Source organism: Ruegeria sp. YTSA105, assembly GCF_059610225.1.
Map to the genome: position 1 here is coordinate 57094 of NZ_JBXWNE010000008.1, position 25116 is coordinate 82209.

A 25116-nucleotide genomic window follows, 5' to 3' on the forward strand; every position below is an offset into this window, starting at 1 on the left:
AAAGCAAAACCGCCCGGTGTCCACACCGGGCGGTTTTTCCTTCAGATCATCTGAAAGATGATCCCTGCGATCACTGCGCCGACTATCCCCAGGCCCAGATAGGTCGCAAACACTTTCGGCCTGACCAGCGACCATACCGCAGCCATGGCCGGGATCGAGCTGACCGCACCCGCGATCATAAAGGACATTGCTGCCCCGGCGCTCATCCCCTGCTCCATCAGACCTGCCAATAGCGGCGGCGCGACGTATGAGTTCAGATAGGCCGGCATCCCAACAAGTGCCGCGATGATTATGGGCAACACGCCGTCTCCTCCGACCGCGCGTGCGATCAGATCAGCGGGTACATAATTGATCAGCAACGCCTCGAGAACATAGGCAAGCGCCAGCCATTTCAACAAGAACAGGCCGTTCCGAAAAAACTCGCTACGAAATCTATTCCGGCGCGCAGGGTCATGCCAGAATTTCCAGACCGGTTTGTCCTCTTGCTTAGGTCCACAACTGCCGCATCCAGCTGGTTGGTAGTTCCGCAAAGGTTGGGTCAACACACCGCTGCGCGTCATGGTGCGCACGACGAATCCGCCAAACAGGCCAAGTGCCACTGCGGCTAAGGCTTTTCCGATAGCAAAGGGCCATCCCAAAGCGCCAGCCGTAATCAACAGCGTCGGCGGGTCGATCAGCGGAGAGCTGAGCCAGAACGCCATAACCGCAGACAGTGGCGCCCCAAGCGCCAGTAAACCAGCAATGAACGGGATGACCTCGCAGGAACAGAATGGGGCCAACCCGCCAAATAGGGCAGCCAAAAGGATCATCCGCGTTTCGCGGCCTTCAAAGGCTCGGGCCACCATGACTTCGGCACCGGTGGCCTTGAGGTATGACAACAGCAGCACAGCAAACAGAATATATTGGCCGGTATGGGCCAGTGCCTTGCCGGCAAATGTTATCACTTCCGTTAGATTCCCTGGGTCGAGTATCGCCACCGCGATCAGAATGGCGACAATCACCGCCCATGGGGTTTTGATCAGGTCGAAGACAGCTTTGAACGGGGCCCGAGGGCTCTGAGTAAGGTCAGCCATCGTTTGCCGCCTTTCCAGTTTCGTCCGCACAACATTCCGACAGAATGAACTGCGCGAGGTTTCTGAGATGGTCATACCGGGCACGGTTGATCGTGGTGCGCCCGATCTTTTCCTGTTCGACAACATCACCGGCCGCAAGAAACCGGAGGTGATGGGCCAGCGTCGACGGGGCAATGCCGGTTCTCTCCTGGATTTCACCTACGGTGAGCCCGGCCTCTCCGGCGCGAACGAGTGTCTTGAGGACTTTCAGTCGCGCCTCTGACCCCATCGCCGAAAATCCTGCTGCAGCGGTTTCCCACATATCCACAACTCCAATAAACTAGATTTCTAGTTATATAGAGATGTCGAAAGCTGCCGTCAACAAATTCTGATCAGAATTCGTGAAAAGAGCGTGAGTCCAGATTGCTCAATCAATAAGGCCACTCTATAAGGTCTTATGGGGATATCAGTTGATACGTTCTTTCTAGAGCTGAATGGGCAAGGCACCTTGCAGGCCCAGATTCAGCAGATGATTGCAGAAGGCATCCTGTCAGGCCGTTTCCATGTCGGAGAAAAACTGCCCTCGTCGCGTAAACTGGCCACGCATCTGGGTGTCAGCCGGATCACCGTGACATTGGCTTATACCGAGCTGTTGGCCAATGACTACCTGACCGCCCGGGGCCGATCTGGGTATTATGTGTCGGAAAATGCGCCAGTACCGCCTAAATACACGCCCATCCAACGGGGCACTGAGACCGTGGATTGGGACAAGGCGCTGGCCCGCCGGTTTGTAGATTCGGATGTGTTGCCCAAGCCCTGGAATTGGCGGGACTATACCTATCCTTTTATCTATGGTCAGGCGGACCGAACCCTGTTCGATCATGCCAACTGGCGGCTATGTGCAGTGCGGGCATTGGGGCACAAGGATTTCGAATCGCTGACCCGCGACTATGTCGATCAGGACGATCCCTTGCTGATCGAGTTCATCGCCCGCCACACTCTGCCCCGCCGTGGAATCTCGGCCCGCCCCGAAGAAATATTGATCACACTGGGGGCTCAGAACGCACTTTGGCTGGCGTCGCGCATTCTGCTGACTCACAATCACACCGCCGTCATCGAAGACCCCTGTTACTATGCGCTGCGCAGCCTGTTGAACCATTGGGACTGCGCGGTCGTACCCATTGGCGTGGACAAGGATGGCCTGCCACCCGAGGCGCTGCCCGATGAAACGGATGTCATCTTCACCACGCCCAGCCATCAGAGCCCGACAACCGCAACAATGCCGATCACCCGTCGCCGCCAACTTTTGGATCGTGCCCGGGATCTGGACGCAATGGTGGTCGAGGATGACTATGAATTCGAAATGGCGTTTCTGGGGGCGCCCTCACCCGCGCTGAAGTCCATGGACCGGGATGGACGTGTCATCTATGTGGGCAGCTTCTCAAAATCGCTGTTCCCTGGATTGCGCCTTGGTTACATGGTTGGATCCGAGCCGTTTATCCGCGAGGCGCGCGCGCTGCGCTCTTTGGTGCTGCGCCACCCGCCGGGCCACATTCAGCGCACGGCAGCGTATTTTCTGTCTCTGGGACATTACGATGCACAGATCAGGCGCATGTCCAAAGAGCTGTCCAAGCGGCGGGAGGCAATGGACAAGGCTATCGACGAATACGGGCTGTCGGTGGCGGGGCGCGGTGTGATGGGCGGATCTTCGATGTGGATGTCCACCCCCGAACATGTCGACATGTCCCAGCTGGCACGCAGCCTGCAAAACCAAAGCGTTCACATCGAGCCTGGTGCACCGTTTTTCGCAGGGCCGGATAGGCCACAGAACTTCTATCGGCTCGGATACTCATCCATCGCGCCCGACCGCATCGCTCCGGGCGTGAAGCTGATCGCGGATGCCATCCAAACGCAGTAGCCCGCGTCTGGACCTAATCCGCATTTCGTTTTGGACCTAACGCCATTCCGTCCCTTGGGCCACAACCGTACCCAAAGGCTGGGCTGATCGTCCGGCTTCATCCACAAATCCGCGGAGACAAATCAGATGAAAATGACCACCGAAGAGGCCTTTGTAAAAGTTCTGCAGATGCACGGGATCGAGCATGCGTTTGGGATCATCGGTTCGGCGATGATGCCGATCTCGGATATTTTTGGAAAAGCTGGCATTACGTTCTGGGATTGCGCACACGAAGGCTCGGGCGGGATGATGGCTGACGGGTACACACGCGCCACCGGCAAAATGTCGATGATGATCGCGCAGAACGGACCGGGGATCACCAACTTTGTTACTGCCGTCAAAACCGCCTACTGGAACCACACCCCGCTGCTGCTTGTGACCCCTCAGGCCGCAAACAAGACCATGGGTCAGGGCGGTTTCCAAGAGATGGAACAAATGCGCATGTTCGCGGACTGCGTCTGCTACCAGGAAGAAGTACGCGACCCTTCGCGGATGGCCGAAGTTCTGAGCCGCGTTATCACCAAGGCCAAGCGCGCCTCGGCACCGGCACAGATCAATGTTCCACGTGATTTCTTCACTCAGGTTGTCGATATCGAACTGCCTGCCGTAGTTGAATTTGAACTGCCTTCTGGCGGCGCATCAGCCGTTACCGAAGCCGCCGCGCTGCTGTCGGATGCCAAGAACCCTGTCATCCTGAACGGTGCGGGCACGGTTCTGTCTGCGGGCGGCATCGAAGCCTCGAAAGCACTGGCCGAGCGTCTGGACGCCCCGGTTTGTGTTGGCTACCAGCACAATGACGCCTTCCCGGGCTCGCACCCGCTGTTTGCTGGCCCGCTGGGTTACAATGGCTCGAAAGCCGGTATGGAGCTGATAAAAGAAGCAGACGTGGTTCTGTGTCTCGGCACTCGCCTGAACCCGTTCTCGACTCTTCCTGGCTATGGTATGGAATACTGGCCGGCGAATGCAAAGATCATTCAGGTTGACATTAATCCCGACCGCATTGGCCTGACCAAGAAGGTATCTGTCGGTATTGTTGGCGACGCAGCCACCGTTGCAACCAATATCCTGGCACAGCTGTCAGACACCGCAGGTGACGAAGGACGCGATGCACGCAAAGCGAAAATCGCGGAAACCAAGTCACGCTGGGCGCAGGAACTGACTTCGATGGACCACGAGCAGGACGATCCGGGCACAACCTGGAACGAACGCGCCCGAGCAGCCAAGCCCGACTGGATGAGCCCGCGCATGGCGTGGCGCGCCATTCAGGCAGCCCTGCCGAAAGAGGCGATCATCTCGTCCGACATCGGCAATAACTGTGCCATCGGCAACGCCTACCCATCCTTTGAAGCGGGCCGCAAATATCTGGCCCCCGGGCTGTTCGGCCCCTGTGGATACGGATTGCCATCTGTCATGGGTGCCAAGATCGGTTGCCCGGATGTGCCCGTCGTTGGATTCTCGGGTGACGGCGCCTTTGGTATTGCTGTAACCGAACTGACCGCAATCGGCCGCGATGAATGGCCCGCAGTCACCCAGATCGTTTTCCGCAACTATCAGTGGGGTGCTGAAAAGCGCAACTCGACCCTGTGGTTCGACGACAACTTTGTCGGAACCGAACTGGACACCAAAGTGTCCTATGCCGGTATCGCTCAGGCCTGTGGCCTGAAAGGTGTCGTGGCCCGCACACAGGACGAGCTGACTGCAGCCCTGAATCAGGCCATCGAGGATCAGAAGAATGGGATCACCACGCTGATCGAAGCCATGATCAACCAGGAACTGGGCGAGCCCTTCCGTCGGGACGCAATGAAGAAACCGGTCGCGGTGGCAGGCATCAGCAATGACGACATGGAACCGCAGGCCGGGGTATAATCCGCGTGAAACCGCTGCGCGCCATTCTCGGGACGGCCAGCGCGTCGGACAAGATCATCGCCCTGTCAGAGGGCGATGATCCCCGCGTCGTGGAAGGTGCGGTCAGGGCCGTAAAAGAGGACGTTGCACGGATCATCCTGATCGGCGACGGGGCCAAAATTTCGGCCCTTCTGGATGCGCATGAAGGATTTGATCCCACTCGGATAGACATTCTTGACCCGGCGCATTCCTCAATCACCCCGGAACTGGCTGAAGCGCTGTTTAATCGCCGCAAGCACAAGGGCATGACCCTTGAAGAGGCAGGGCAACAGATCACCAACCGGCTGACCTTTGCCGCCATGCTGGTGCATCAGGGTATCGCTGACGGCACCGTGGGCGGAGCGGTTGAAACCACCTCTGACACAGTTCGCGCGGCGTTGCAGATCATCGGAACAGCGCCGGGTACAACAATGGTATCCAGCTTTTTTCTCATGCTGTTCTGCCAGGATCATCACGAGGTCAAAGGCGCGCGCATCTTTGCCGATTGTGGCCTGGTGGTGGATCCAAACGCCGAAGAAATGGCGGAAATTGCCCGCGCATCAGCCGCATCCTATTCAGCTTTGACTGGAAACACGGCACGTGTGGCAATGCTGTCTTTTTCCACCTCGGGAAGCGCCGAACACCCAAAAGTATCCAAGGTCGTCGAGGCAACCCGGATCGCACGTGAAAAAGATCCGAACCTTCTGATCGACGGAGAGCTGCAGTTCGATGCCGCCTTTGTCCCCGAGGTTGCGGCGCAAAAGGCGACGGATTCGCCACTGAAGGGCGAAGCAAATGTCTTTGTCTTCCCCAGCCTGAATGCGGGCAATCTGGGCTATAAGATCGCACAGCGCATCGGAGGGGTTGAGGCAATCGGGCCAGTCCTACAAGGCCTGGCCAAGCCGGCAAATGATCTATCGCGCGGCTGTACGGCAGAGGACATCCTTCACATGATCGCCGTGACTGCTGTTCAAGCACAACATGGCGAAAACGGAATATAAGTCTCGACAAGTCCGTGAAAAACAAATTTTATTCCGGTTCCCGGCAATACTCGGGGGAATACCGGTCTGCAAACTACAGGGGCGCCTATGAACCAGCCAGTGATTGACACCTCGCCCAAAGTCTCGGACGAGATCCGGCAGACCACCTGTTACATGTGCGCCTGCCGCTGTGGCATCAACGTTCACATGAAAGACGGCAAGGTCGCCTATATCGAGGGCAACCGAGACCACCCAGTGAACAAAGGCGTTCTGTGCGCCAAAGGGTCCGCGGGCATTATGCAGGTCAACGCGCCGTCGCGCTTACGTAAACCGCTGCGCCGTGTCGGCCCGCGCGGATCGGGCGAGTTCCGCGAGATCGAATGGGACGAGGCAATCAGCACCGCCGTCGGCTGGATGAACGAGTTGCACGAAACCGCACCGCACAAGCTGGCCTTCTTTACCGGACGCGACCAAAGCCAAAGCTTCACCAGCTTCTGGGCACAGAATTTTGGAACCCCAAACTATGCCGCCCATGGCGGGTTCTGTTCCGTCAACATGGCAGCAGGGGGCATCTATACGATGGGCGGTGCGTTTTGGGAGTTTGGCCAGCCCGACTGGGACCACACCAAACTGTTCATGCTGTTCGGCGTGGCCGAAGACCACGACAGCAACCCGATCAAGATGGGGATCGGCAAGATCAAGGCACGCGGCGCACGGGTGATCGGTGTGAACCCGATCCGATCAGGCTATAACGCTGTGGCCGATGACTGGGTCGGGATCACCCCCGGCACCGATGGGTTATTCATCCTATCGCTGATCCATGTGTTGATGAAGGCGGGCAAGATCGACCTGGATTACCTCAGCCGTTATACCAACGCGCCTGTTCTGGTGAACGCATCCGAAGGCCCCGAGAGGGGTCTGTTCTTGCGCGATAGTGACGGCAAACCGCTGGTGGTCGACCGGGCCACAGGCGAACTCACTGCGTTCGACAAGCCGGGCGTGCGCCCGGACTTGTCGGCTACTTACGAAAAGGACGGCGTCACCCATCGCCCGGTTTTCCACCTGATGGCCGAGAAATACCTAAGCGACGAGCACGCCCCTGAGGCCGTGGCTGACCGCTGTGGCATCCCGGCCAGTCGCATTCGCGCCATCGCGGCGGAAATCGCCCGCGTCGCCTTTGACGAGGCGATCGAGTTGGATCAGGAATGGACCGATTTCCGCGGCGAATCCCATGCTAAGATGATCGGTCGCCCGGTCAGCTTCCACGCCATGCGTGGCATCTCGGCCCATGCCAACGGGTTCCAGACCTGCCGCGCGCTGCACGTGCTGCAGATCATCCTCGGCACGGTCGAAGTTCCGGGCGGTTTCCGCTTCAAACCGCCCTATCCCAAACCAGTCGAGGCGCACCCTACCCCGCATGGCGACCGCCGCCCCGGCAGACCCCTGGAAGGCCCCCATCTAGGCTTCCCCCGCGGGCCCGAAGACCTGTTGCTGGACGACTGCGGCACTCCCCAACGGATCGACAAAGCATTCACATGGGAAAACCCGATGTCAGCCCATGGGCTGATGCATATGGTAATCTCAAACGCCGCCGCCGGTGATCCCTACAAGATCGACACGCTGTTCATGTATATGGCGAATATGTCGTGGAACTCCTCCATGAACACTAAAGGTGTGATGGAGATGCTGACCGCCAAGACCGAAGACGGCAAATACGTCATCCCAAACATCATCTATTCCGATGCCTATTCCTCGGAAATGGTGGCCTATGCCGACTTGATCCTGCCCGACACCACCTATCTTGAACGGCACGACTGTATCTCGCTGCTCGACCGCCCGATCTGCGAGGCAGACGCCGCCGCCGACGCAATCCGCTGGCCGGTGATCGAGCCCGACCGCGACGTGCGAGGCTTTCAGTCGGTGCTGGTGGAACTGGCCAACCGCATGAGCTTGCCAGGCTTTACCAACGAAGACGGTACGCCGAAGTGGAAAGACTACGCTGACTATATCGTTAACCATCAGCGAAAACCCGGTATTGGCCCGCTGGCCGGGTTTCGAGGCGAAAATGGCGACAAAGAAGGTCGTGGCGAGGTCAACCCCGACCAGCTAAATCGCTACATCGAAAATGGCGGCTTCTACGTCGCGCATATCCCCGAAGGGGCGGATTACTACAAACCCTGGAACGCTGCCTATCAGGATTGGGCAGTGGGGATGGGTATCTACGACAGCCCGCAACCCTATCTGTTCCAGCTCTATTCAGAACCGATGCGCAAGTTCCAACTGGCCGCCGAAGGCCACGGGGACCGGCAACCGCCGGAAAATCTGCGCCAGCGCCTCAAGGACACCATGGACCCGCTGCCGATCTGGTACGAAACCGATCAGCAGGGCAATGAAGGTTTCACAATCAATGCCCTGACTCAGCGCCCGATGGCGATGTATCACTCATGGGGCACCCAAAACGCCTGGCTGCGCCAGCTACACGGGCGCAACCCGCTTTATGTGCCAACCAAACTGATGCGCGAACACGGGATGCAGGACGGCGACTGGGCCAAAGTGACGTCTCCGCACGGGGAAATTACTGTTCCGGTCATGGAGATGGCCGCGCTGAATGAAAATACTGTCTGGACTTGGAATGCCATCGGCAAACGCAAAGGTGCTTGGGCCCTGCAGGAAGACGCACCAGAGGCCACCAAAGGCTTTTTGCTGAACCACCTGATCCACGAACTGCTGCCGTCAAAAGGCGATGGAATGCGCTGGGCCAATTCTGATCCGATTACAGGTCAGGCGGCTTGGTTCGACCTGAAGGTCAGGATCGAAAAGGCGGCGCCACCTTCGGATGCAGAAAGCCAGCCCGAATTCAAACCGATCAAATCACCGGTCGGCACCGGACCAAAAGATCTGGCGTGGAAGGTAGGAAAATGACCCAACTCCCCCAATCCACAGACAAGAAAATGGGTCTGGTCATCGACCTGGACACCTGTGTCGGCTGCCATGCCTGTGTGATATCCTGCAAAGGCTGGAACACCGAAAACTACGGGGCGCCCCTGTCGGATCAGGACGCTTATGGCGGCAACCCGTCCGGCACCTTCCTAAACCGGGTACATTCCTACGAGGTCCAACCCGAACAGGGTCACGCCCAGCTGATCCACTTCCCCAAATCCTGCCTCCATTGCGAGGACGCGCCCTGCGTCACCGTCTGCCCCACCGGGGCCAGCTATAAGCGGGTCGAGGACGGTATCGTATTGGTCAATGAAAGCGACTGTATCGGCTGCGGGCTTTGCGCCTGGTCCTGCCCTTACGGCGCGCGTGAGATGGATATGGCCGAGGGCGTGATGAAGAAATGCACCCTCTGCGTGGATCGCATCTATAACGAGAACATACCCGAAGTGGACCGCGTGCCATCCTGTGTGCGGACCTGCCCCGCCGGAGCCCGCCATTTCGGTGATCTGGGCGACGCAGATAGCGATGTCAGCAAATTGGTCGCCGAACGTGGTGGCATGGATCTGATGCCTGAAATGGGCACCAAGCCCGTTAACAAATACCTGCCACCTCGCCCTAAAGATCAGATCGAGGACCAGGTCGACATTCTCGCGCCCCTTCTGGCCCCGGTAGCCGAAGAGCCCAAGGGCTTTCTGGGTTGGCTCGACAAGACACTGGAGAAGCTCTGATGCATCCGGCCCCATCTGTCATTATCTTCACTACCTTGTCCGGTCTGGGCTTTGGGCTGCTGTTTTTTCTGGGCCTTGGGATGCCGGATGTCACCGGGTGGGTGGCCTTCGTATTCTATGCCATGGCCTTTGGCCTGTCGGTGGGCGGGCTGATGGCCTCGACCTTTCACCTGGGCCATCCTGAACGTGCGTGGAAAGCATTCACCCAATGGCGGTCAAGCTGGCTCAGCCGTGAGGGTTGGTGCGCAGTGATCGCCTTGATTCTTCTGGGCTTCTACGCGCTGGGCGCCGTCTTCTTTGGACAGCGTTGGGGTGTTCTGGGCGTCCTTGGCGCGTTGTTTTCGCTGGCAACAGTTTTCACCACCTCAATGATCTACACCCAGCTCAAGACAATCCCACGTTGGAACATGAAACTGACACCAATCATGTTTCTGAGCTTCAGCCTTGCCGGTGGCTCGCTTCTGGCCGGTCAGGTCAGCCTTGCCGTCCCTCTGTTGGTGGTCGCTGCCGTTGCGCAGACATTTTACTGGTGGCAAGGGGATAAGGCATTTGCGAACTCAGGAACAAACCTTGGCACCGCTACGGGTTTGGGGCAGCGCGGGGCAGTGCGTGCGTTTGAGCCTCCACATACAGGTACAAACTATCTTCTGCGCGAATTTGTCCACGTGGTTGGCAGGAAACATGCGGACAAATTGCGGGTCATCTCGTTTGTGCTGGCCTTCCTATTGCCGGTCATCCTGCTGATCCTGCCGTTCAACCACTTCTTCGCTCTTCTGGCTGCGCTGTCGCATGTGGCCGGCGTTGCAGTTTCGCGTTGGCTGTTCTTTGCGCAGGCCGAGCATGTCGTGGGTCTGTATTACGGCAAACGGTAAAGAAGGGTTACAGCAGACCTGCGTGGTTCATGGCTGCGTCAATGGCTGATTTGGTGCTGTCGTCCAACGTGGTCAGCGGCGAGCGAACTTCTTCGCTGCACAGGCCCAGCTTGCTGAGGGCGTATTTGGCCCCGACCAGACCGGGTTCGATAAAGATCGCCTCATGCAGAGGCATCAGGCGGTCCTGATAAGTCAGCGCTTTGGCATAATCCCCCTGCAGGGTGGCCTGCTGGAATTCGGCACATAGCTTGGGCGCAACATTCGCCGTGACCGAGATACAGCCCACACCACCATGCGCATTGAAACCCAGCGCCGTGGCGTCTTCGCCCGACAGTTGGCAAAACTCAGGCCCGCAAGAGGCGCGCTGTTGGCTGACACGCCCCAAATCTCCGGTTGCGTCTTTAACCCCAACGATCCTCGGCAACTCGGCCAGCTCACCCATCGTCTGGGGCGTCATGTCGATGACGGAACGGCCTGGAATGTTGTAGATGATGATCGGAATATCAGAACAATCATGTAGTGTGCGGAAATGCTGAATTAGGCCCTTCTGGGTCGGCTTGTTGTAATACGGGGTCACCACCAGAGCGGCATTCGCGCCGACTTGCTGCGCAAATTGAACGAATCGGATCGCCTCGACAGTGTTGTTCGAGCCCGCACCAGCGATCACCGGGACACGACCGGCTGCGGCATTGACAACTTCTGCCACCACCGTTTCGTGTTCTTCATGGCTTAGGGTTGGGCTTTCACCGGTGGTCCCCACCGGCACCAAACCGGTCGAGCCTTCCTGAATTTGCCATTCCACCAAACGTTTGAGCGTGCCCAGATCCAACTCGCCATTCGAAAACGGGGTAACGAGGGCTGGCATCGAGCCTTTGAACATGACACGCTCCTTGCTGTGCGGTTAGCAATTTTTGCGCCTTGGGCAATCACATTCCTAGCAATGTGTGTTGATCCCGCCGGCGCAAGGTTTATCCTAAATGGCTCTATCCTTGGTTGGTTGGGAAATGCAAGGCATGACACGCGTTCTGGCGCTTTTGACAGCGGTGATTCTGGCATCCTTCGGGCCGGCCCAAGCCGACTCGGTGGGCGATCTGCGCGCTGGCATGTATGAAATGCGAAAGGGCGATTGGAACGCAGCGCTGCAAGAGGCAGGCCCGCGCGGATCTGTGTCACGTGACATCATCGTATGGCATTGGCTGCGCGAGGGGTTCGGAAGCTCGGGCGATGTGCTGGTATTTCTGAACCGCAGGCCGGATTGGCCGGGGCTGGCATGGTTACGGCGCGAAAGCGAACCCGCCTTTACCGGGGCGGACCCGGACCGGGTGTTGAAATTCTACGCCGACACTGCCCCGCAAACGGCGGAAGGGGCGCTGAATTTCGCCGTAGCGCTGAAGGCTAAGGGACGGCAGGGTGATGCGCAGGCGGATATCGTCACCGCCTGGCGTACGATGCCGATGGGATCGGGCCTGCAGAAAGACTATATCGAGAACTTTGAAACATTGCTGAAACCCCACCACGCGGCGCGGCTAGACCGGATGCTGTGGGACGGTCATCTGATCAGCGCAGGACAAATGCTGCCATTGGTGAATGACGATCAGCGCAAGCTGGCCGAGGCGCGGATTGCATTGCAAAAACGTGCGCCGGGTGTTGATGCCAAAGTAGGGGCGGTTCCCGATTCCGTGGCCGGATCGGCGGGGCTTGCCTTTGACCGCTTTGTCTGGCGAGACAAAAAGGAACTGGATGACAGTGCGATTGATCTGATGCTGGCGCGGTCATCCAGCCCGGATGCTCTGGGCGAGCCAGACAAATGGGCCGAGGGCCGTCGCCGGTTGGCCCGGCTTGAGATGCGCAACGGTGATATGAGCCGCGCATACAAGATTGCCTCTAGTCACCATATGACGCCGGACATGGGCTATGCCTATGCCGATCTCGAATGGCTTTCCGGGTTCCTTGCCCTGCGTCGGTTGAATGATCCCGCAACGGCTGTACGGCATTTCCAAAACTTCTCGGGCGCGGTGCAGTCACCGATTTCCAAGGGACGCGGCGGGTATTGGCTGGGTCGGGCCTATGCCGCGCAGGGGGATGCGGAAAAGGCTTATGAGGCCTATGCCATGGGTGCTGATCACCAGACCTCGTTCTACGGGCTTCTTGCCGCCGAACGGATAGGGCGCCCCTTCGACAGCGATCTGGCAAACCCGCGAAGGGCACCGCACTGGAAACAAGCGGAGTTTGCCGATTCCAGCGTTCTGGAAGCGGGGCTATTGCTGTTGCGCGCAGGTGAGGCAAACCTATCTGAGCGGTTCCTGACCCATCTGGTTGAGGGGCTCGACCCCGTTCAGGCAAGCCAACTGGGCGATCTGGTCATCGAACTGAACGAACCACATCTGGCGGTGATGATCGCCAAGCGCGCCGCGACCACCGGCGTTGTTCTGCCCGCCGCGTATTACCCGGTTCATCCAGTGGCAGATCTAGGCCTACCTATGGCAAAGGAAATGACGCTAGCAATCGCCCGGCGCGAAAGCGAGTTTGACCCGGTTGTCATCAGCGGCGCGGGCGCGCGCGGGCTTATGCAGGTAATGCCCGCGACGGCGAAAGTTGTGGCCCGGAACATGGGCATTCTAAGCAGCCACCAAACCGGAAAACTGACTTCGGACTGGCGATATAACGCCAAATTGGGGGCGAATTACCTGTCCGAGCTGGCAGCAGAATTCAACGGCAATGTGGTGATGATGGCGGCGGGGTATAATGCCGGACCGGGCAGGCCGATCTCGTGGATGAAACGCAATGGCGACCCGCGCCGGGGTGAGGCCGATATCGTCGACTGGATCGAATTCATACCCTTTAGCGAGACCCGCAACTATGTCATGCGCGTCGCCGAAAGCCTGCCTGTGTATCGCGCACGGTTGGGGCAGCAGGCGTTGCCGGTGCCATTTTCCGAAGAACTGATCGGGTCAACTCTGGCGTCGTTCGCGCCATAAGGTGAACAGTCCGGCGGCAATAACCAATGTGGCCCCTGCAACAACCGCGGGTCGCAAGCTTTCACCAAAGACCGAGATTCCCAGAATGGCGCTCCACATCAGGTGAAAATAGGCAAAGGGCTGCACGGCGCTGGCCTCGGCCATTTCGTAGCACTTAATCAACAACCAATGTCCCAGAACTCCGGTCAGGCAGAGCAGGCACATCCAAAGCCAGTCACCGCCCTGCATAGGCTCCCAAAACCACACGCCCACGGCCGTCATGGCAACCGCCCCGGCGATGCCGGTCCAGAAAAAACTGGTGGCGGTAGTGTCGCGCCGCGCCGCATAGCGGGTCAGCAGGCCATAGACGGCAAACATCAGGGCCGAGATCAACGGGATCACCGCCCACGGATTGAACACTCCCACCCCGGGCTGCAAAATGATCAGAACACCAATACATCCCACGCCGATGGCCGACCACCGACGCCAGCCGACCTTCTCGCCCAGAACGGGTCCGCTGAGCGCCGCCACCAGCAGCGGATAGCAGATGAAAACGGCCTGGCTTTCAATCAGGCCCAGGATGGTAAAGGCATAAACCGCGACGCAGATCTCTCCGGCCAGAAGCACCCCGCGCAGGATCTGCAGCCCAAGCTGGTTGGTGCGGGCCGTGGCCGCGATACCGCCGGGTGCGCGCAGCGCCTGAGCGACGACAAACGCAGCGAAGAACCAATAGCGGATCATCACGACCATATAGGTGTTATAAGTCCCGGCCAGATGGCGCGAGATACCGTCCTGCAGCGCAAACACCACGGTAGCCGCGATCATCAGCGCGATACCGGCGCGGGTGTCGTTCTGTTGGGTCATGGCTTGACCGCCCGAGTCATGTGGCGCTTGCGCCCATAGCCCGGTACGCGGGTGACGGTGAACCCTGCGTCCTCGAGCCCGCGCCGGACGAACCCGGCGGCGGTATAGGTGGCCGCAGAGCCATTGGGCGCCGTGTGATCGGATACCTGCTGCATCAGCTCTGCGCCCCAAAGTTCGGGGTTCTTGGCCGGAGAGAACCCGTCCAGAAACCAGGCATCGGCCTGCCCCGACCATGCGGACAGGGTGGACCGCGCGTCGCCCTCGATAACCTCAAGCTGCAGGGTGCCCAGATCGCAGGTACCGCCCTGCCATTGGGACAGGAACCGGTCGGCCCAAGGGGACAACTCAGGAAAGGCGGCCAGAGCACGCGTCATGTCGTCTGGCGCCATTGGATAGGCTTCGAAACTGGTGAATGTCAGCGGGGTCGTTTGGCCAGCCTTTTCCCATTCGGACCAGACAGTCAGCAAGTTCAGGCCGGTGCCAAAACCAAGCTCGGCAATATGAAACCCCGGCGCAAACTGCGCGGGCAGGTCATTGCCCGCCAAAAACACATGCCGCGTCTCCTCCAGCCCGTTCTGCAACGAGAAATAGGGGTCGTCGAAACGGCCTGAGACAGGTATCTGCCCGTCTTTCCAGGTCAGTTCGGCGCGCTGGTCTGCCATCGGGGAATCCTGTAGCTAAGCGGCGCGACACTGAACAAGGAAAAGGGGAATGGCAATGGTCGATGTGACGGTGCGAGGCGCGGGCATTTTTGGCCTTTCGATCGCCTGGGCCTGCGCTAGACGCGGCGCAAAAGTTCAGGTCATAGATCCTTTTGGCCCCGGTGCCGGGTCCAGCGGCGGTCTGGTCGGGGCTTTGGCCCCGCATGTGCCCGAGAACTGGAATGCCAAGAAAGCTTTTCAATTCGAAAGCCTGATCATGGCCGAACCCTTCTGGAAACAGGTTGAGGCGACCGGAGGCGTCTCAGCCGGATATGCCCGGTTGGGTAGGCTGCAGCCCATCGCAGATAGCCGCACGCTGGATCTGGCCCATGCACGTACGGTCACCGCCGCAGAGCTATGGCAGGGGCGGGCCGAATGGCGCGTTGTTGCAATGGATGAGGTCGGGTCGTGGTGCCCTCCCAGCCCCACTGGCTTTGTGATCCACGACACGCTTAGCGCCCGGATGCACCCAAGGCGGGCATGTTCTGCACTGGTTTCGGCGCTGGCGGTGATGGGGGTTGAGGTCAAAACCGATGCGGCCAATCAAGGGCATATCATTCACGCCACCGGGCTTTCTGGCCTGCTAGAACTGAACGACGCCTTTGGCAAAACGGTCGGCAATGGCGTCAAGGGACAGGCGGCTTTGCTGCGGTTCGATGCCGGGGACGTCTCCCAGCTGTTTGCAGATGCCGTTCACATTGTCCCGCATGCAGATGGTACATTGGCCATCGGATCAACCTCGGAACGGGATTATGACAATCCGACCAGCACCGATGCGGCGCTGGATGATGTCCTGGACCGGGCCACACGGGCGGTTCCGGTCCTGCACGGTGCCGAAGTGATCGAACGCTGGGCCGGGATCCGACCCCGCAGCAAAAGCCGTGCGCCGATGTTGGGTGCACATCCGCTGTACGCCGGAGAATTCATCGCCAATGGAGGGTTCAAGATCGGATTTGGTATGGCGCCCAAAGTGGCAGAAGTCATGGCCGAACTGGTGCTTGAAGGGCGCGATGAAATCCCCGCAGATTTTCAACCCGAGGCTTCTTTGTGACCTCCCTCGACGACACCCCAGTTCGCCTGCAACCGGACGATCCGATGTTGCCACAGGTGTTACGCCTGATCCGCCACAGCTTTGCATTCATGGAGGGGCGTATAGACCCGCCCTCGTCAATGCATCGCCTGACCGAGGAAACGCTTAGGCAACAGGCCCGCGACCACGAGGTTTGGATCATAGGCAATCGCCCGGATGCGGTCGTCTTTCTGACACCCAAACAGGACTGTCTGTATCTGAGCAAACTGGCTGTGGACGAAACCCGACGTGGTCAGGGGCTGGCACAGCGTCTGGTCGATCTGGCATCCGCGCGGGCGGTTGAAACAGGTATTGCGACGCTGGAACTGAAGGCACGGGTCGAATTGGTCGAAAACCATGCCTCCTTTGCCCGGATGGGCTTTGTCAAAACGGCGGAAACGGCGCATCCCGGGTTCACCCGGGCGACCTCGATTACCATGCAGAAACATTTAGGCTGAGGCTTCGGCAATCATACATTGGCGCCCGTCTGCCGCACGTACCCACAGGGTATTGCCCCTCCGGCACAGGCTCGCAGTTTCGAAATGCATCAATGCCGAGGTTGCGCGGAAGGAAAACTGCGCCAATGGGCCCATCACATCTGCCGCAAACAACATCAGGTGCTGCGCCAAAAGCGGGCCATGCACGACCAGCCCGGCATATCCTTCGACATCACGGGCATAGTCGATGTCATAGTGAATGCGGTGTCCGTTAAATGTCAGGGCCGAGTAGCGAAACAGCATTGTGCTGTCGAAGGACAGCTCGCGATGTTCGGTTTCATCCTGCCTGGCCAGTGGTGCCGGAGGGGTGGCCGTATCTGCCGAGGGGTCTTGGCGGTAAACCAGATCCTGCCATTCGGTCAGGCGCAGCGCACCGCTCTGCCAAACCTCGTGGCGCAACGTGACAAAGCCCAAGGGGCCGGTGCGTCCCGATTTCGAACTCGAACTTTCACATAGCGATCGCCGTTCGGCTAACTGACCTGCTATCAGAGGCGCGAAAAACTCCAAGCGTCCGCCTGCCCACATTCTGCGGGGTAGGCCCATATCGGGGATCAGGCCCCCGACTTTGGGATGTCCGTCGCGCCCAAGTTGGCCGGGTGGCTGCGGAGTCCAGAAATACAGGTGATGAAAAAACGGCGGCAACGCAGTGCCGCCCCTCACAGTTGCCTGTTTCCCAAGCGCCACCTGCAACGCGCCAGCACGGGCTGCGTCCATCACATCTGTCTGAATTTCCATCGACATAGCGCAAGATTAGGCGGCCTGCCCCATACGGGCAAGCAAACCGGCAGTTTCAGAAACCGGCCTCTGACCGCAAGTTCTGCATCAAGGTCCGAAGGGCGTTTTCATAGCGTTCGTTAACCAGCTTGCCCTGCGCGTCGAATTCGTTCGAACTGTCGGCCAGATGAATTTCCGGCCCTTGCAAGATGCGCGTCTGGAACGGAACCATATAGCTGCGCAATATCATCTGTGCACGTTCCCCGCCCGCACGACCCGCAGCGGCAGACATCACCGCAACCGGCTTGTTCGCCCAGGGCTTATCCTTGGTGCGACTTACCCAATCCAGCGCATTCTTCAACACGCCGGACGGCGCTTTGTTATATTCCGGCGTCGAAATGATCACCGCATCCGCACGGGCGATCTGACCGGCCAAAACCTGAACGCCCTTGGGGATGCCCTCGCCTTCTTCAAGATCGCCGTCATAGAGCGGCAAGTTCAGGTCAGCCTCGATATGGGTGCCCGGCTCAAACAGCCGCGCCGCCTCGCGAAGCAGTTTTCGGTTGGTGGCATTTTGGCGCAGCGAACCTGACAGGCTCAGAAGGATCGGTTCGGACATAAAGGTCTCCGTTCAGGCGTTTTCCAGAAGGTAGCTCCTGATCACCGCCAGCCAAAGCCCACTTGACGCGCAGTCAATGTGCAAAAACGGGCACCTTGACGGTGCCCGGTCACATCATGTGTTGCCGTTGGGGATGATTTCGATATCAACCCGACGATTCCGCGCCTTCCCTTCGGGTGTGAGATTCGAGGCCGCAGGTCGGTTCTCACCCAAACCGATGGTGCTGATACGGGCCCCGTTCACACCATTGGCTTGCAGAACATCCGCCACGGACCTCGCCCGACGCTCAGATAGGGCCTGATTATAAGAGGCTTCGCCATCACTATCCGTATGGCCAATGACCTGAACGGCCGAGTTGGGATATCTCACCAAATTCTGACCCACCCGGACCAAATCAGAACGCAATGCAGGCCGCACGGTCGAGCTGTCGGTGTCAAAGGTGATGTCGTTGGGGACGGTAACAATCAGGCGGTCGCCTGCGTTGACGATTGTAATGCCGTCATTTGCCAGCTGCTGGCGCAACTCAGCCGCCTGACGGTCCAGTTGATTGCCGATAAGGCCGCCACCTGCTGCACCGATTGCTCCACCAGCCAGCGCACCCAAAAGCGGATCCGAGTCGTTCGCAATGGCCCCGACACCGGCACCAACCAACCCACCCAAAAGCGCACCCTGTTTGGTATTTTGGTTGGGGTCCGAGGGCAAGTTCAGCGTTCCGGGGTCGGTGCAGCCCGCCAAGAACAAGGCCGAGCAAAGCCCAGCAGAAACAACAAGCTTGGAAATCGTCATGATATCACCTTCTGCTCAGAGGCCCGTTTGCCGGGTCCCATTATTTGGCACAGTATATCGCGCTGCCCCCCCGCAGGCTCAAGCAACAATCAGGTGATATCGGCGAATACCCGCCGTTCAATGGGCCTCGGCAGGGGAACCCCATTGGTTCTGCTCCTGCCAGATCTCCCGCAGCGGCTGCCCTTGGCCGCAGAAATGATCGTCAACCATTTCGCAGGCCCAGACGCGATCGGTCCGAAAATGGCGAAAACCGTTGCGCAATTCGCACCACGCAACCAGCATCGTGCACTCGATATGATAGATCAGGGCAACCGGACGGACGACCCGTTCGGAGCGAACGTCTTGCGAGCTGACATATGTGAGGCGAAGCTTGCGCTCGTCCCGGATGGCTTCGCGGTAATTCACGACCGGGATACAGCCCTTGGCCGGATCATCAACCGGAGCCCCCCAAGGCGCGACCTGCAACCAGTCGGGACTTGCGCGCAGGCCTTCTATTTTCCGACAAATGCGTTTGGCGGCCTCCTGCAGGGTACTGTCGCCGGTCCGTGCCAGCATTGACAGACCGACCCAAAGCGCCTCGACCTCTTCAGCGTCGAAGTTCAGTGGTGGCAAGTCATAGCCCCGCCGCATCAGATACCCGACGCCGGCTTCGCCCTCGATCGGTGTGCGTTGGGCCTGCAGTGCCGCGATGTCGCGATACACCGTGCGCACCGAGACTTCGAGCTTTTGCGCCAGCATCTCAGCAGTAACCGGAGCGTCGGCGGCACGCAGAATCTGGATGATTTCAAACAGGCGGGACGAACGGCGCATGGCAAACTCCGGTTTCTCTGCTGACACCTTAGCACACCCCCCTGACAACGCGCTGTCAGGAGTGATGTGGGATGCTGGTTCAACAATTCACAGGAGATTACTGATGCCCAGCCTCGACAATCACGTAATGATGACACTGCAACTGGGACACTGGTCCCAGGACCACACCCTGCGCGCCTTTGAAATCGAACGCGAGATCATGGCCAACCGCCAGCCTTGCGCCCCAAAGAAACGCACCAGACGGTTTTCGCTGGGCAATCTCAAACTGCTTTGGACCAACCCCGCCTGAGCCTAGAACCCGGCCTTGGCGCGAAACTTCATCGACGTCCCGCTATCGGGGCTTTTCAGCCGCAATTCCTCGGAATGCAGCATGAGGCGCGGGAAGGCCCGTGCCTCACCTTTTGCATAGAACGGATCACCCAAAATCGGATGCCCTAGCGCCAGCATGTGAACCCGCAGCTGGTGCGAGCGCCCGGTTTTCGGGAACAGGCGTATGCGGGTAGTGTTGCCTTCATATTTGACCACGCGCCAACCCGTCACCGCAGGTTTGCCGGTCTCATGGCACACCATTTGCAGCGGCCTGTTGGGCCAATCCACAATCAACGGCAGATCAACGGCTCCGGTCTTTGCCTCGACCAGACCCCAGACCCGGGCGATATAGGTCTTGCGAGTTTGACGCTGTTCGAACTGCATGCTCAGATTGCGCTGCGCATGAGGGGTTTGGGCAAAAACCATCACGCCCGAAGTGTCGCGGTCCAACCTGTGTACAAGCAGGGCTTGCGGGAACGCCGCCTGCACACGGGTCAACAGACAATCGGCCAGATGCTCTCCGCGACCCGGTACGGACAAAAGCCCCGAGGGCTTGTTCACCACAATCAGATGCGCATCTTCGTGCAGCACATCCAGCGGTGTTTTCGGGGGATCGTAGGTCTCGCTCATGCGGGTCTGCCTATCGCAAGCGACAACCTCCCGCAACGTCGTGCTTGCCTGAACTGAATAGTTCAGCAAATCATGCGACAACTCGGAGGAGAAACAATGCACCCAACAATCGAACAACTCAAAGATGTCATCACAAAAGGCGATGACAGTCTGATTCACGAGTTTCTGGCCGAAGACGTGCGTTTTCTGCCGCCGACCTACTACAGCACCTGGGCCGGGCGCGAACCTGTGGCGGCTCTGCTAGGGCATGTGGGGCAGGTATTCTCGGACTTCAGCTATAGTCGGATCATGGGTGAAGGCAAAGACTGGGCGCTGGAATTTCAGTGCAAGGTTGGTGATCTGGATGCGGTTGGTGTGGACTTGATCCGGCTGAATGATGAAGGCTTGATCGAAAAGTTCGAAGTGGTCATGCGCCCACTTAAAACTATTGCAGCCCTGCGCACCGAGATGATGGCACGCGTGGCAAAAGACCCTCGCTTTATCAATTTTAAGGACGCTTTGGGTTGACCAAGCCTGCCCGGATCGGAGCTGATCAGTTTCTGAGACTACCGCTGTTGCCACTATTGGCGGCACAGGGGATTTCAGTTCGACGAAAGGCGCGGTTCCTGCCCGAACCGACCGGGCCGCGCGAAGGCCGTGAAGGGCGCGGCCCGCGTTTGCGGTTGCTAATCGCAGGCGACAGCTCGGCAGCAGGTGTTGGCGCTGGCACCCAGGCGCAGGCTTTGTCCGGGCAGTTGGTCGCACAGCTAGCAAAAAGCCACAGTGTCGAATGGCGGCTCGAGGCTATGACAGGGCATACAACGCTGGATACACTGAAACGCCTTGACGGTCTGACAGATCAATTTGATGCGGCCATCACGGCGCTTGGCGTCAATGACGTCACCCGTGGCGTCACTAAAAAGCGGTTTGTCGAACACCAATCCCGTCTGATGCACCTGATCACCGACCAGCTTGGAGCCCGGCGTGTCATTGTAACGGCCGTTCCCCAGATGGGTCGGTTTCCCGCCTTGCCGCAACCGCTTGCCTGGGTGCTGGGGCGTCAGGCAGCCCGGCTGGACCAGGGATTGCAGCAGGTCGCGACTGAATTCCCTCAGATCCGCCATTTGTCGATTGATCTGCCCGACGACCCGGCGCTGGCCGCCTCGGATGGGTATCATCCCAGCCCCAAAGCCTATGCGATCTGGGCGCATGAGGCCGCCGAATTGTTGCGTCAGGCCTGAGCGCGTATCTGCCGGATCATCGGGATCGAATAGACCACAAGTGCGGCCCAGATCAGCGGAAACGCAATCATGCGGCCACGGTCAATCTGCTCTCCAAAAACCGCGATGGCAGTCACAAAAATCATGGTCGGCGCGATATATTGCAGGATGCCCATCGTCGACAGGCGCACCAGCTTGGCGCCATTGGCATAGATCAACAGCGGCACTGCGGTCACCACCCCTGCCCCGGCCAGCAGCATGGTGTCGGTTGCGACCAGCCCGAAATGCCCCGTCCCGTTGACCCCCAGCCAAGTCACATAAACCAATGCGGGGATCAGAAGGATCAGCACTTCCAGCAAGAACCCCTGATTTGGCCCGATGGGGAGTGAGCGTTTGAAGAAGGCGTAGAACCCCCAGCTGAACATAAGCCCCAGCGCCGCCCAAGGCAGGCTTCCGGCCTCTACAACAAGAACCAACACCCCGGCTGCGGCCAACCCAACAGCAATCAGCTGCGTCCGGTTCAAAGGTTCGCGCAGCAGCACCGCGCCCAGCGCGATACTGAACAGCGGATTTATGTAATAGCCCAGCGCTGCGTCCAGCGCATGCCCACTGGCTATGGCCCAGACATAGATCGCCCAGTTCACCGATATCAACGCAGCCGTCAGACAGGCCATGCCCAGCATCTTGGGATCGCGCAAAGCTGACTTCAGATCCCGCGTCCGGCCCAGTGCGATCAGCAATAGCCCGGCCAAAGGCACCGACCAGATGATACGATGCGCCACAACCTCAACCGGCGCGATATGGGCCATCGCCTTCATGTATAAAGGCAAAAACCCCCACAAAACATAGGCCGTAACCGCCAGAACAAGGCCTTTTGGCGTATCGGCATTCTGTGTGGGTGTTGCGTTGGCCATTGCGGGTCTCCGGGGGGTACCGGTCGTCTTTACGGTAATCCAGACATGCTTGGGAACCGCGAAAACTGTGAAGCGGCCCATCAGGATATTTGATATGTGAGACCAGAACAAAGCCGGAGCGCCGCAGCGCTCCGACAATTTGATTACACTTTGACGCGTTCGGATTTCGGATCGTACATCGGTTTCAACGACGCCTCGGCCATTACCTTCACGCCGCACACGTCGATCTCATAGGTTGACCCCAGAACATCCGCCGCCTTCTCACCCTCGCAGGGCACATAGCCCATACCGATAGCGCCACCCAAAGTATGACCATAATTGCCCGAGCTGAGATAACCGACATATTCCCCGTCCCGCACGATCGGTTCATTATGGAACAACAGCGGTTCCGGGTCGGTCAGGCGGAACTGAACCAGACGGTTTTTGGGCCCGCTTTCCTTGCGGGCAATCACTGCTTCGCGCCCGATAAAGTCACAGCCTTTGTCCACCTTGATCGCAAAACCAAGCCCGGCATCCACGACGTTGTCCTCGCACGTGATGTCATGACCAAAATGGCGAAAGCCCTTTTCGATCCGGCAACTGTCCATCATGTGCATGCCACAGAGTTTCAGGTCCATGTCCTGACCGGCCTCATGCAGCGTTTCGAACACATGGCCCGCCATATCGGCGGACATGTAGATCTCCCATCCCAGCTCGCCCACATAGGTCACCCGATGAGCGCGGGCCAGGCCCATGCCGATCTCGATCTCTTGTGCGGTGCCAAAGGGGTTGGTCGCGTTCGAGAAATCCGCCGGCGAGACCTTTTCCAGCAAAGCGCGCGCATTGGGGCCCATCACGGCCAAAACGCCTTCGCCAGCGGTAACATCGGTTATGACCACGTTGAAGCTACCCACATGGCGCATCATCCAGGTCTGATCCGCCAGCCGCGTCGCCGCCGGGGTCACGACCAGATAGGCGGTCTCGGTCAGACGGGTCACCGTCACATCCGCCTCGATCCCGCCGGTGCGGTTTAGGAACTGGGTATAGACGATCTTGCCGTTCGGCACCGAATAATCGCCGCCCCCGATATAGTTCATGAACGCCTCGGCATCCGGTCCTTCAACGCGAATCTTGCCAAAAGAAGACATGTCGTACATGCCAACATTCTCGCGCACTGCGCGGTGTTCAGCAGCTGAGTTCTCGAACCAATTCTGACGTTTCCAACTGTACTGGTATTCGCGCTCCTGCCCCGGATTTGCGTACCAGTTTGCACGCTCCCAGCCCGCCAGTTCACCAAACACCGCGCCCTGCTCTTTCAGATGGTGATGGAACGGGGTGCGCCGAACACCGCGCGCAGTGGCTTTCTGGCGATAGGGGTAGTGGTCGGCATAAAGCAGGCCCAGCGTCTCTTTCGAACGCTCAAACAGATATTGCTTATTGCCCTGAAACGGCTGCATCCGGCTGATATCCACATCGCCCAGATCAAACGGTTTCTCGCCGCTATCCATCCATTCCGCCAGCGCCATGCCCGCACCGCCCGCAGATTGAATGCCGATCGAGTTGAAGCCCGCCGCGACCCAGACATTGTCCATCTCGGGCGCGAGACCGAGGTGATAGGCATCGTCGGGGGTAAAGCTCTCTGGTCCATTGAAGAATGTATGAATCCCAGCCTCGGCCAACATCGGCATCCGGTTACACGCAGCTTCTAGAATGGGCTCAAAGTGGTCGAAATCCTCGGGCAGCTGGTCAAACTCAAAGCTCTCTGGGATGCCGTTCATCCCCCAGGGCTTGGCATTGGGCTCAAAAGCACCCAGCAGGATTTTGCCCGCATCTTCCTTGTAATAGGCGCATTCATCCGGCACCCGCAGAACCGGCAGTTGGGACAGTCCGTCAATGCCTTCGGTGACGATGTAGAAATGTTCGCAGGCGTGCAGCGGGACGTTCACACCGGCCATCCGGCCGACCTCATGCCCCCACATGCCGGCGCAGTTCACCACCATATCACATTCGATATGGCCCGAGCCGCTGCCGTCATCGGCAACCCAGTCCACGCCCGTCACGGTACGGCCCTGTTTGGTGATGTCGGTGACCTTCACCCGTTCCTTGGTAATGGCACCGCGTTGCCGTGCGCCCTTGGCCAGGGCCAGCGCGATATTGGCCGGGTCACCCTGCCCGTCCAGCGGAAGATAGACCGCGCCCTTGACGTCTTCGACATTCAGATGCGGATACATTTCCTTGACGCGCTCATTGGAAATCTCTTCGACCTCAACGCCAAAGGCACGTGCCATGGCAGCCAGGCGATAGATCTCTTCACGGCGTTCCTCAGTCAGTGCCACGGTAATCGATCCACAGCGTCTAAGCCCGGTGGACACGCCGGTTTCCTCTTCCAGCGCGCCGTAAAGCTCCTGCGTGTATTTCGCCAGTTTGGTCATGTTGGACGAGGCCCGCAGCTGAGCGATCAGACCCGCCGCATGCCATGTGGTGCCGCTGGTCAACTGCTTGCGTTCAAGCAGCACAACATCGCTCCAACCTTTCTTGGTCAGATGATAGGCAACCGAGCATCCAATGACGCCGCCGCCGATGATGACAACTCGAGCTTTGTTTGGAAGATCAACCATCCTGAGGTCTCCGCTGAATCAGGTTTTGGGCACGTTG

General features: G+C 58.9%; 24 protein-coding genes. 12 read left to right on the forward strand and 12 right to left on the reverse strand.

Annotated elements, in window-relative coordinates:
• Nucleotides 1-41 precede the first annotated feature (41 nt).
• Together AC2FH2_RS11775 and AC2FH2_RS11780 are read right to left on the reverse strand one after the other, a co-directional pair.
• Nucleotides 42-1073 carry a permease gene (locus AC2FH2_RS11775; RefSeq protein ID WP_496823668.1) on the reverse strand — a complete coding sequence of 344 codons (1032 nt, stop codon included), beginning with the start codon at nt 1071-1073 and terminating at the stop codon, nt 42-44.
• Nucleotides 1066-1374: an ArsR/SmtB family transcription factor gene (locus AC2FH2_RS11780; protein WP_142637001.1), complete on the reverse strand. Its 309-nt coding sequence runs from the start codon at nt 1372-1374 to the stop codon at nt 1066-1068. The genes AC2FH2_RS11775 and AC2FH2_RS11780 overlap by 8 nt, the downstream gene beginning before the upstream one ends.
• 135 nt (nt 1375-1509) lie before the next feature.
• On the opposite strand from AC2FH2_RS11780, the gene pdxR reads away from it, so the two are divergent.
• The 6 genes from pdxR (at nt 1510) to AC2FH2_RS11810 (ending at nt 10413) form a co-directional block, all read left to right on the forward strand.
• Nucleotides 1510-2970, forward strand: coding sequence for a MocR-like pyridoxine biosynthesis transcription factor PdxR (gene pdxR, locus AC2FH2_RS11785; RefSeq protein WP_496823670.1), 1461 nt, complete (start codon nt 1510-1512; stop codon nt 2968-2970).
• 126 nt (nt 2971-3096) lie between these two features.
• Nucleotides 3097-4875 carry a sulfoacetaldehyde acetyltransferase gene (gene xsc / locus AC2FH2_RS11790; RefSeq protein WP_142637005.1) on the forward strand — a complete coding sequence of 593 codons (1779 nt, stop codon included), beginning with the start codon at nt 3097-3099 and terminating at the stop codon, nt 4873-4875.
• A 5-nt stretch (nt 4876-4880) separates the two neighbouring features.
• Nucleotides 4881-5894 carry a phosphate acetyltransferase gene (gene pta, locus AC2FH2_RS11795; protein WP_496710171.1) on the forward strand — a complete coding sequence of 338 codons (1014 nt, stop codon included), beginning with the start codon at nt 4881-4883 and terminating at the stop codon, nt 5892-5894.
• Between the two features lie 87 nt (nt 5895-5981).
• A complete protein-coding gene (locus AC2FH2_RS11800) occupies nt 5982-8795 on the forward strand; it encodes a molybdopterin oxidoreductase family protein (RefSeq protein ID WP_496823672.1) in 2814 nt (937 codons plus the stop codon).
• Nucleotides 8792-9541 (forward strand): 4Fe-4S dicluster domain-containing protein, encoded by a 750-nt coding sequence (locus AC2FH2_RS11805; RefSeq protein ID WP_142637011.1) that lies wholly within the window; start codon nt 8792-8794, stop codon nt 9539-9541. Before AC2FH2_RS11800 ends, AC2FH2_RS11805 begins: the two co-directional genes overlap by 4 nt.
• The gene (locus AC2FH2_RS11810; RefSeq protein WP_142637012.1) at nt 9541-10413 is read left to right on the forward strand and encodes a dimethyl sulfoxide reductase anchor subunit family protein; all 873 of its coding nucleotides are present in this window, start codon (nt 9541-9543) and stop codon (nt 10411-10413) included. The genes AC2FH2_RS11805 and AC2FH2_RS11810 overlap by 1 nt, the downstream gene beginning before the upstream one ends.
• A 7-nt stretch (nt 10414-10420) precedes the next feature.
• Here AC2FH2_RS11810 and dapA read toward each other — a convergent pair whose 3' ends face one another.
• Nucleotides 10421-11293: a 4-hydroxy-tetrahydrodipicolinate synthase gene (dapA, locus tag AC2FH2_RS11815; RefSeq protein WP_496692491.1), complete on the reverse strand. Its 873-nt coding sequence runs from the start codon at nt 11291-11293 to the stop codon at nt 10421-10423.
• A 133-nt stretch (nt 11294-11426) separates the two neighbouring features.
• On the opposite strand from dapA, the gene AC2FH2_RS11820 reads away from it, so the two are divergent.
• Entirely contained in the window at nt 11427-13391 is a 1965-nt protein-coding gene (locus tag AC2FH2_RS11820) for a lytic transglycosylase domain-containing protein (RefSeq protein WP_281973085.1), read from the forward strand.
• Here the strand turns inward: AC2FH2_RS11820 and AC2FH2_RS11825 are convergent.
• Nucleotides 13365-14234, reverse strand: coding sequence for a DMT family transporter (locus tag AC2FH2_RS11825; protein ID WP_496823674.1), 870 nt, complete (start codon nt 14232-14234; stop codon nt 13365-13367). The two genes, AC2FH2_RS11820 and AC2FH2_RS11825, sit on opposite strands and share 27 nt — an antisense overlap.
• Nucleotides 14231-14896 (reverse strand): tRNA (5-methylaminomethyl-2-thiouridine)(34)-methyltransferase MnmC2, encoded by a 666-nt coding sequence (mnmC2, locus tag AC2FH2_RS11830; RefSeq protein ID WP_496823676.1) that lies wholly within the window; start codon nt 14894-14896, stop codon nt 14231-14233. Before mnmC2 ends, AC2FH2_RS11825 begins: the two co-directional genes overlap by 4 nt.
• Before the next feature lie 49 nt (nt 14897-14945).
• Between mnmC2 and AC2FH2_RS11835 the strand changes: the two genes are divergently transcribed.
• A complete protein-coding gene (locus AC2FH2_RS11835) occupies nt 14946-15986 on the forward strand; it encodes an NAD(P)/FAD-dependent oxidoreductase (RefSeq protein ID WP_142637020.1) in 1041 nt (346 codons plus the stop codon).
• The gene (locus AC2FH2_RS11840; RefSeq protein ID WP_342782003.1) at nt 15983-16462 is read left to right on the forward strand and encodes a GNAT family N-acetyltransferase; all 480 of its coding nucleotides are present in this window, start codon (nt 15983-15985) and stop codon (nt 16460-16462) included. Before AC2FH2_RS11835 ends, AC2FH2_RS11840 begins: the two co-directional genes overlap by 4 nt.
• Here the strand turns inward: AC2FH2_RS11840 and AC2FH2_RS11845 are convergent.
• From AC2FH2_RS11845 to AC2FH2_RS11860, 4 genes are all read right to left on the reverse strand, one after another.
• Nucleotides 16454-17242: an HTD2 family dehydratase gene (locus AC2FH2_RS11845; protein ID WP_496823678.1), complete on the reverse strand. Its 789-nt coding sequence runs from the start codon at nt 17240-17242 to the stop codon at nt 16454-16456. The two genes, AC2FH2_RS11840 and AC2FH2_RS11845, sit on opposite strands and share 9 nt — an antisense overlap.
• Before the next feature lie 49 nt (nt 17243-17291).
• Nucleotides 17292-17834 (reverse strand): NADPH-dependent FMN reductase, encoded by a 543-nt coding sequence (locus AC2FH2_RS11850; protein ID WP_271949716.1) that lies wholly within the window; start codon nt 17832-17834, stop codon nt 17292-17294.
• 114 nt (nt 17835-17948) lie between these two features.
• Nucleotides 17949-18620 carry a YiaD family glycine zipper/OmpA-like lipoprotein gene (locus tag AC2FH2_RS11855; RefSeq protein ID WP_142637036.1) on the reverse strand — a complete coding sequence of 224 codons (672 nt, stop codon included), beginning with the start codon at nt 18618-18620 and terminating at the stop codon, nt 17949-17951.
• A 117-nt stretch (nt 18621-18737) separates the two neighbouring features.
• Nucleotides 18738-19430 carry a helix-turn-helix transcriptional regulator gene (locus AC2FH2_RS11860; RefSeq protein WP_271949714.1) on the reverse strand — a complete coding sequence of 231 codons (693 nt, stop codon included), beginning with the start codon at nt 19428-19430 and terminating at the stop codon, nt 18738-18740.
• 103 nt (nt 19431-19533) lie between these two features.
• Here AC2FH2_RS11860 and AC2FH2_RS11865 point away from each other — a divergent pair, with 103 nt between their 5' ends.
• Entirely contained in the window at nt 19534-19719 is a 186-nt protein-coding gene (locus AC2FH2_RS11865; protein ID WP_496789732.1) for a hypothetical protein, read from the forward strand.
• Between the two features lie 2 nt (nt 19720-19721).
• Here the strand turns inward: AC2FH2_RS11865 and AC2FH2_RS11870 are convergent, their stop codons facing one another.
• Nucleotides 19722-20405 carry an RluA family pseudouridine synthase gene (locus AC2FH2_RS11870; RefSeq protein WP_496823777.1) on the reverse strand — a complete coding sequence of 228 codons (684 nt, stop codon included), beginning with the start codon at nt 20403-20405 and terminating at the stop codon, nt 19722-19724.
• Between the two features lie 60 nt (nt 20406-20465).
• On the opposite strand from AC2FH2_RS11870, the gene AC2FH2_RS11875 reads away from it, so the two are divergent.
• Both AC2FH2_RS11875 and AC2FH2_RS11880 read left to right on the forward strand, forming a co-directional pair.
• Nucleotides 20466-20876, forward strand: coding sequence for a nuclear transport factor 2 family protein (locus AC2FH2_RS11875; protein ID WP_496823680.1), 411 nt, complete (start codon nt 20466-20468; stop codon nt 20874-20876).
• Nucleotides 20873-21589, forward strand: coding sequence for an SGNH/GDSL hydrolase family protein (locus AC2FH2_RS11880; RefSeq protein ID WP_271949709.1), 717 nt, complete (start codon nt 20873-20875; stop codon nt 21587-21589). Before AC2FH2_RS11875 ends, AC2FH2_RS11880 begins: the two co-directional genes overlap by 4 nt.
• On the opposite strand, the gene rarD is transcribed toward AC2FH2_RS11880, so the two are convergent.
• Together rarD and AC2FH2_RS11890 are read right to left on the reverse strand one after the other, a co-directional pair.
• Nucleotides 21580-22482, reverse strand: a complete 903-nt coding sequence (rarD, locus tag AC2FH2_RS11885) for an EamA family transporter RarD (RefSeq protein ID WP_496821830.1) — start codon at nt 22480-22482, stop codon at nt 21580-21582. The genes AC2FH2_RS11880 and rarD overlap by 10 nt on opposite strands.
• 143 nt (nt 22483-22625) lie before the next feature.
• Nucleotides 22626-25079, reverse strand: coding sequence for a GcvT family protein (locus AC2FH2_RS11890; RefSeq protein WP_142637045.1), 2454 nt, complete (start codon nt 25077-25079; stop codon nt 22626-22628).
• Nucleotides 25080-25116 lie beyond the last annotated feature (37 nt).

Coding starts and splice junctions, on each gene's coding strand:
- AC2FH2_RS11775 (WP_496823668.1), bottom strand. CDS start 1,073: ATGGCTGACCTTACTCAGAGCCCTCGGGCCCCGTTCAAAGCTGTCTTC.
- AC2FH2_RS11780 (WP_142637001.1), bottom strand. CDS start 1,374: ATGTGGGAAACCGCTGCAGCAGGATTTTCGGCGATGGGGTCAGAGGCG.
- pdxR (WP_496823670.1), top strand. CDS start 1,510: ATGGGGATATCAGTTGATACGTTCTTTCTAGAGCTGAATGGGCAAGGC.
- xsc (WP_142637005.1), top strand. CDS start 3,097: ATGAAAATGACCACCGAAGAGGCCTTTGTAAAAGTTCTGCAGATGCAC.
- AC2FH2_RS11800 (WP_496823672.1), top strand. CDS start 5,982: ATGAACCAGCCAGTGATTGACACCTCGCCCAAAGTCTCGGACGAGATC.
- AC2FH2_RS11805 (WP_142637011.1), top strand. CDS start 8,792: ATGACCCAACTCCCCCAATCCACAGACAAGAAAATGGGTCTGGTCATC.
- AC2FH2_RS11810 (WP_142637012.1), top strand. CDS start 9,541: ATGCATCCGGCCCCATCTGTCATTATCTTCACTACCTTGTCCGGTCTG.
- dapA (WP_496692491.1), bottom strand. CDS start 11,293: ATGTTCAAAGGCTCGATGCCAGCCCTCGTTACCCCGTTTTCGAATGGC.
- AC2FH2_RS11820 (WP_281973085.1), top strand. CDS start 11,427: ATGACACGCGTTCTGGCGCTTTTGACAGCGGTGATTCTGGCATCCTTC.
- AC2FH2_RS11825 (WP_496823674.1), bottom strand. CDS start 14,234: ATGACCCAACAGAACGACACCCGCGCCGGTATCGCGCTGATGATCGCG.
- mnmC2 (WP_496823676.1), bottom strand. CDS start 14,896: ATGGCAGACCAGCGCGCCGAACTGACCTGGAAAGACGGGCAGATACCT.
- AC2FH2_RS11835 (WP_142637020.1), top strand. CDS start 14,946: ATGGCAATGGTCGATGTGACGGTGCGAGGCGCGGGCATTTTTGGCCTT.
- AC2FH2_RS11845 (WP_496823678.1), bottom strand. CDS start 17,242: ATGTCGATGGAAATTCAGACAGATGTGATGGACGCAGCCCGTGCTGGC.
- AC2FH2_RS11850 (WP_271949716.1), bottom strand. CDS start 17,834: ATGTCCGAACCGATCCTTCTGAGCCTGTCAGGTTCGCTGCGCCAAAAT.
- AC2FH2_RS11855 (WP_142637036.1), bottom strand. CDS start 18,620: ATGACGATTTCCAAGCTTGTTGTTTCTGCTGGGCTTTGCTCGGCCTTG.
- AC2FH2_RS11860 (WP_271949714.1), bottom strand. CDS start 19,430: ATGCGCCGTTCGTCCCGCCTGTTTGAAATCATCCAGATTCTGCGTGCC.
- AC2FH2_RS11865 (WP_496789732.1), top strand. CDS start 19,534: ATGCCCAGCCTCGACAATCACGTAATGATGACACTGCAACTGGGACAC.
- AC2FH2_RS11875 (WP_496823680.1), top strand. CDS start 20,466: ATGCACCCAACAATCGAACAACTCAAAGATGTCATCACAAAAGGCGAT.
- rarD (WP_496821830.1), bottom strand. CDS start 22,482: ATGGCCAACGCAACACCCACACAGAATGCCGATACGCCAAAAGGCCTT.
- AC2FH2_RS11890 (WP_142637045.1), bottom strand. CDS start 25,079: ATGGTTGATCTTCCAAACAAAGCTCGAGTTGTCATCATCGGCGGCGGC.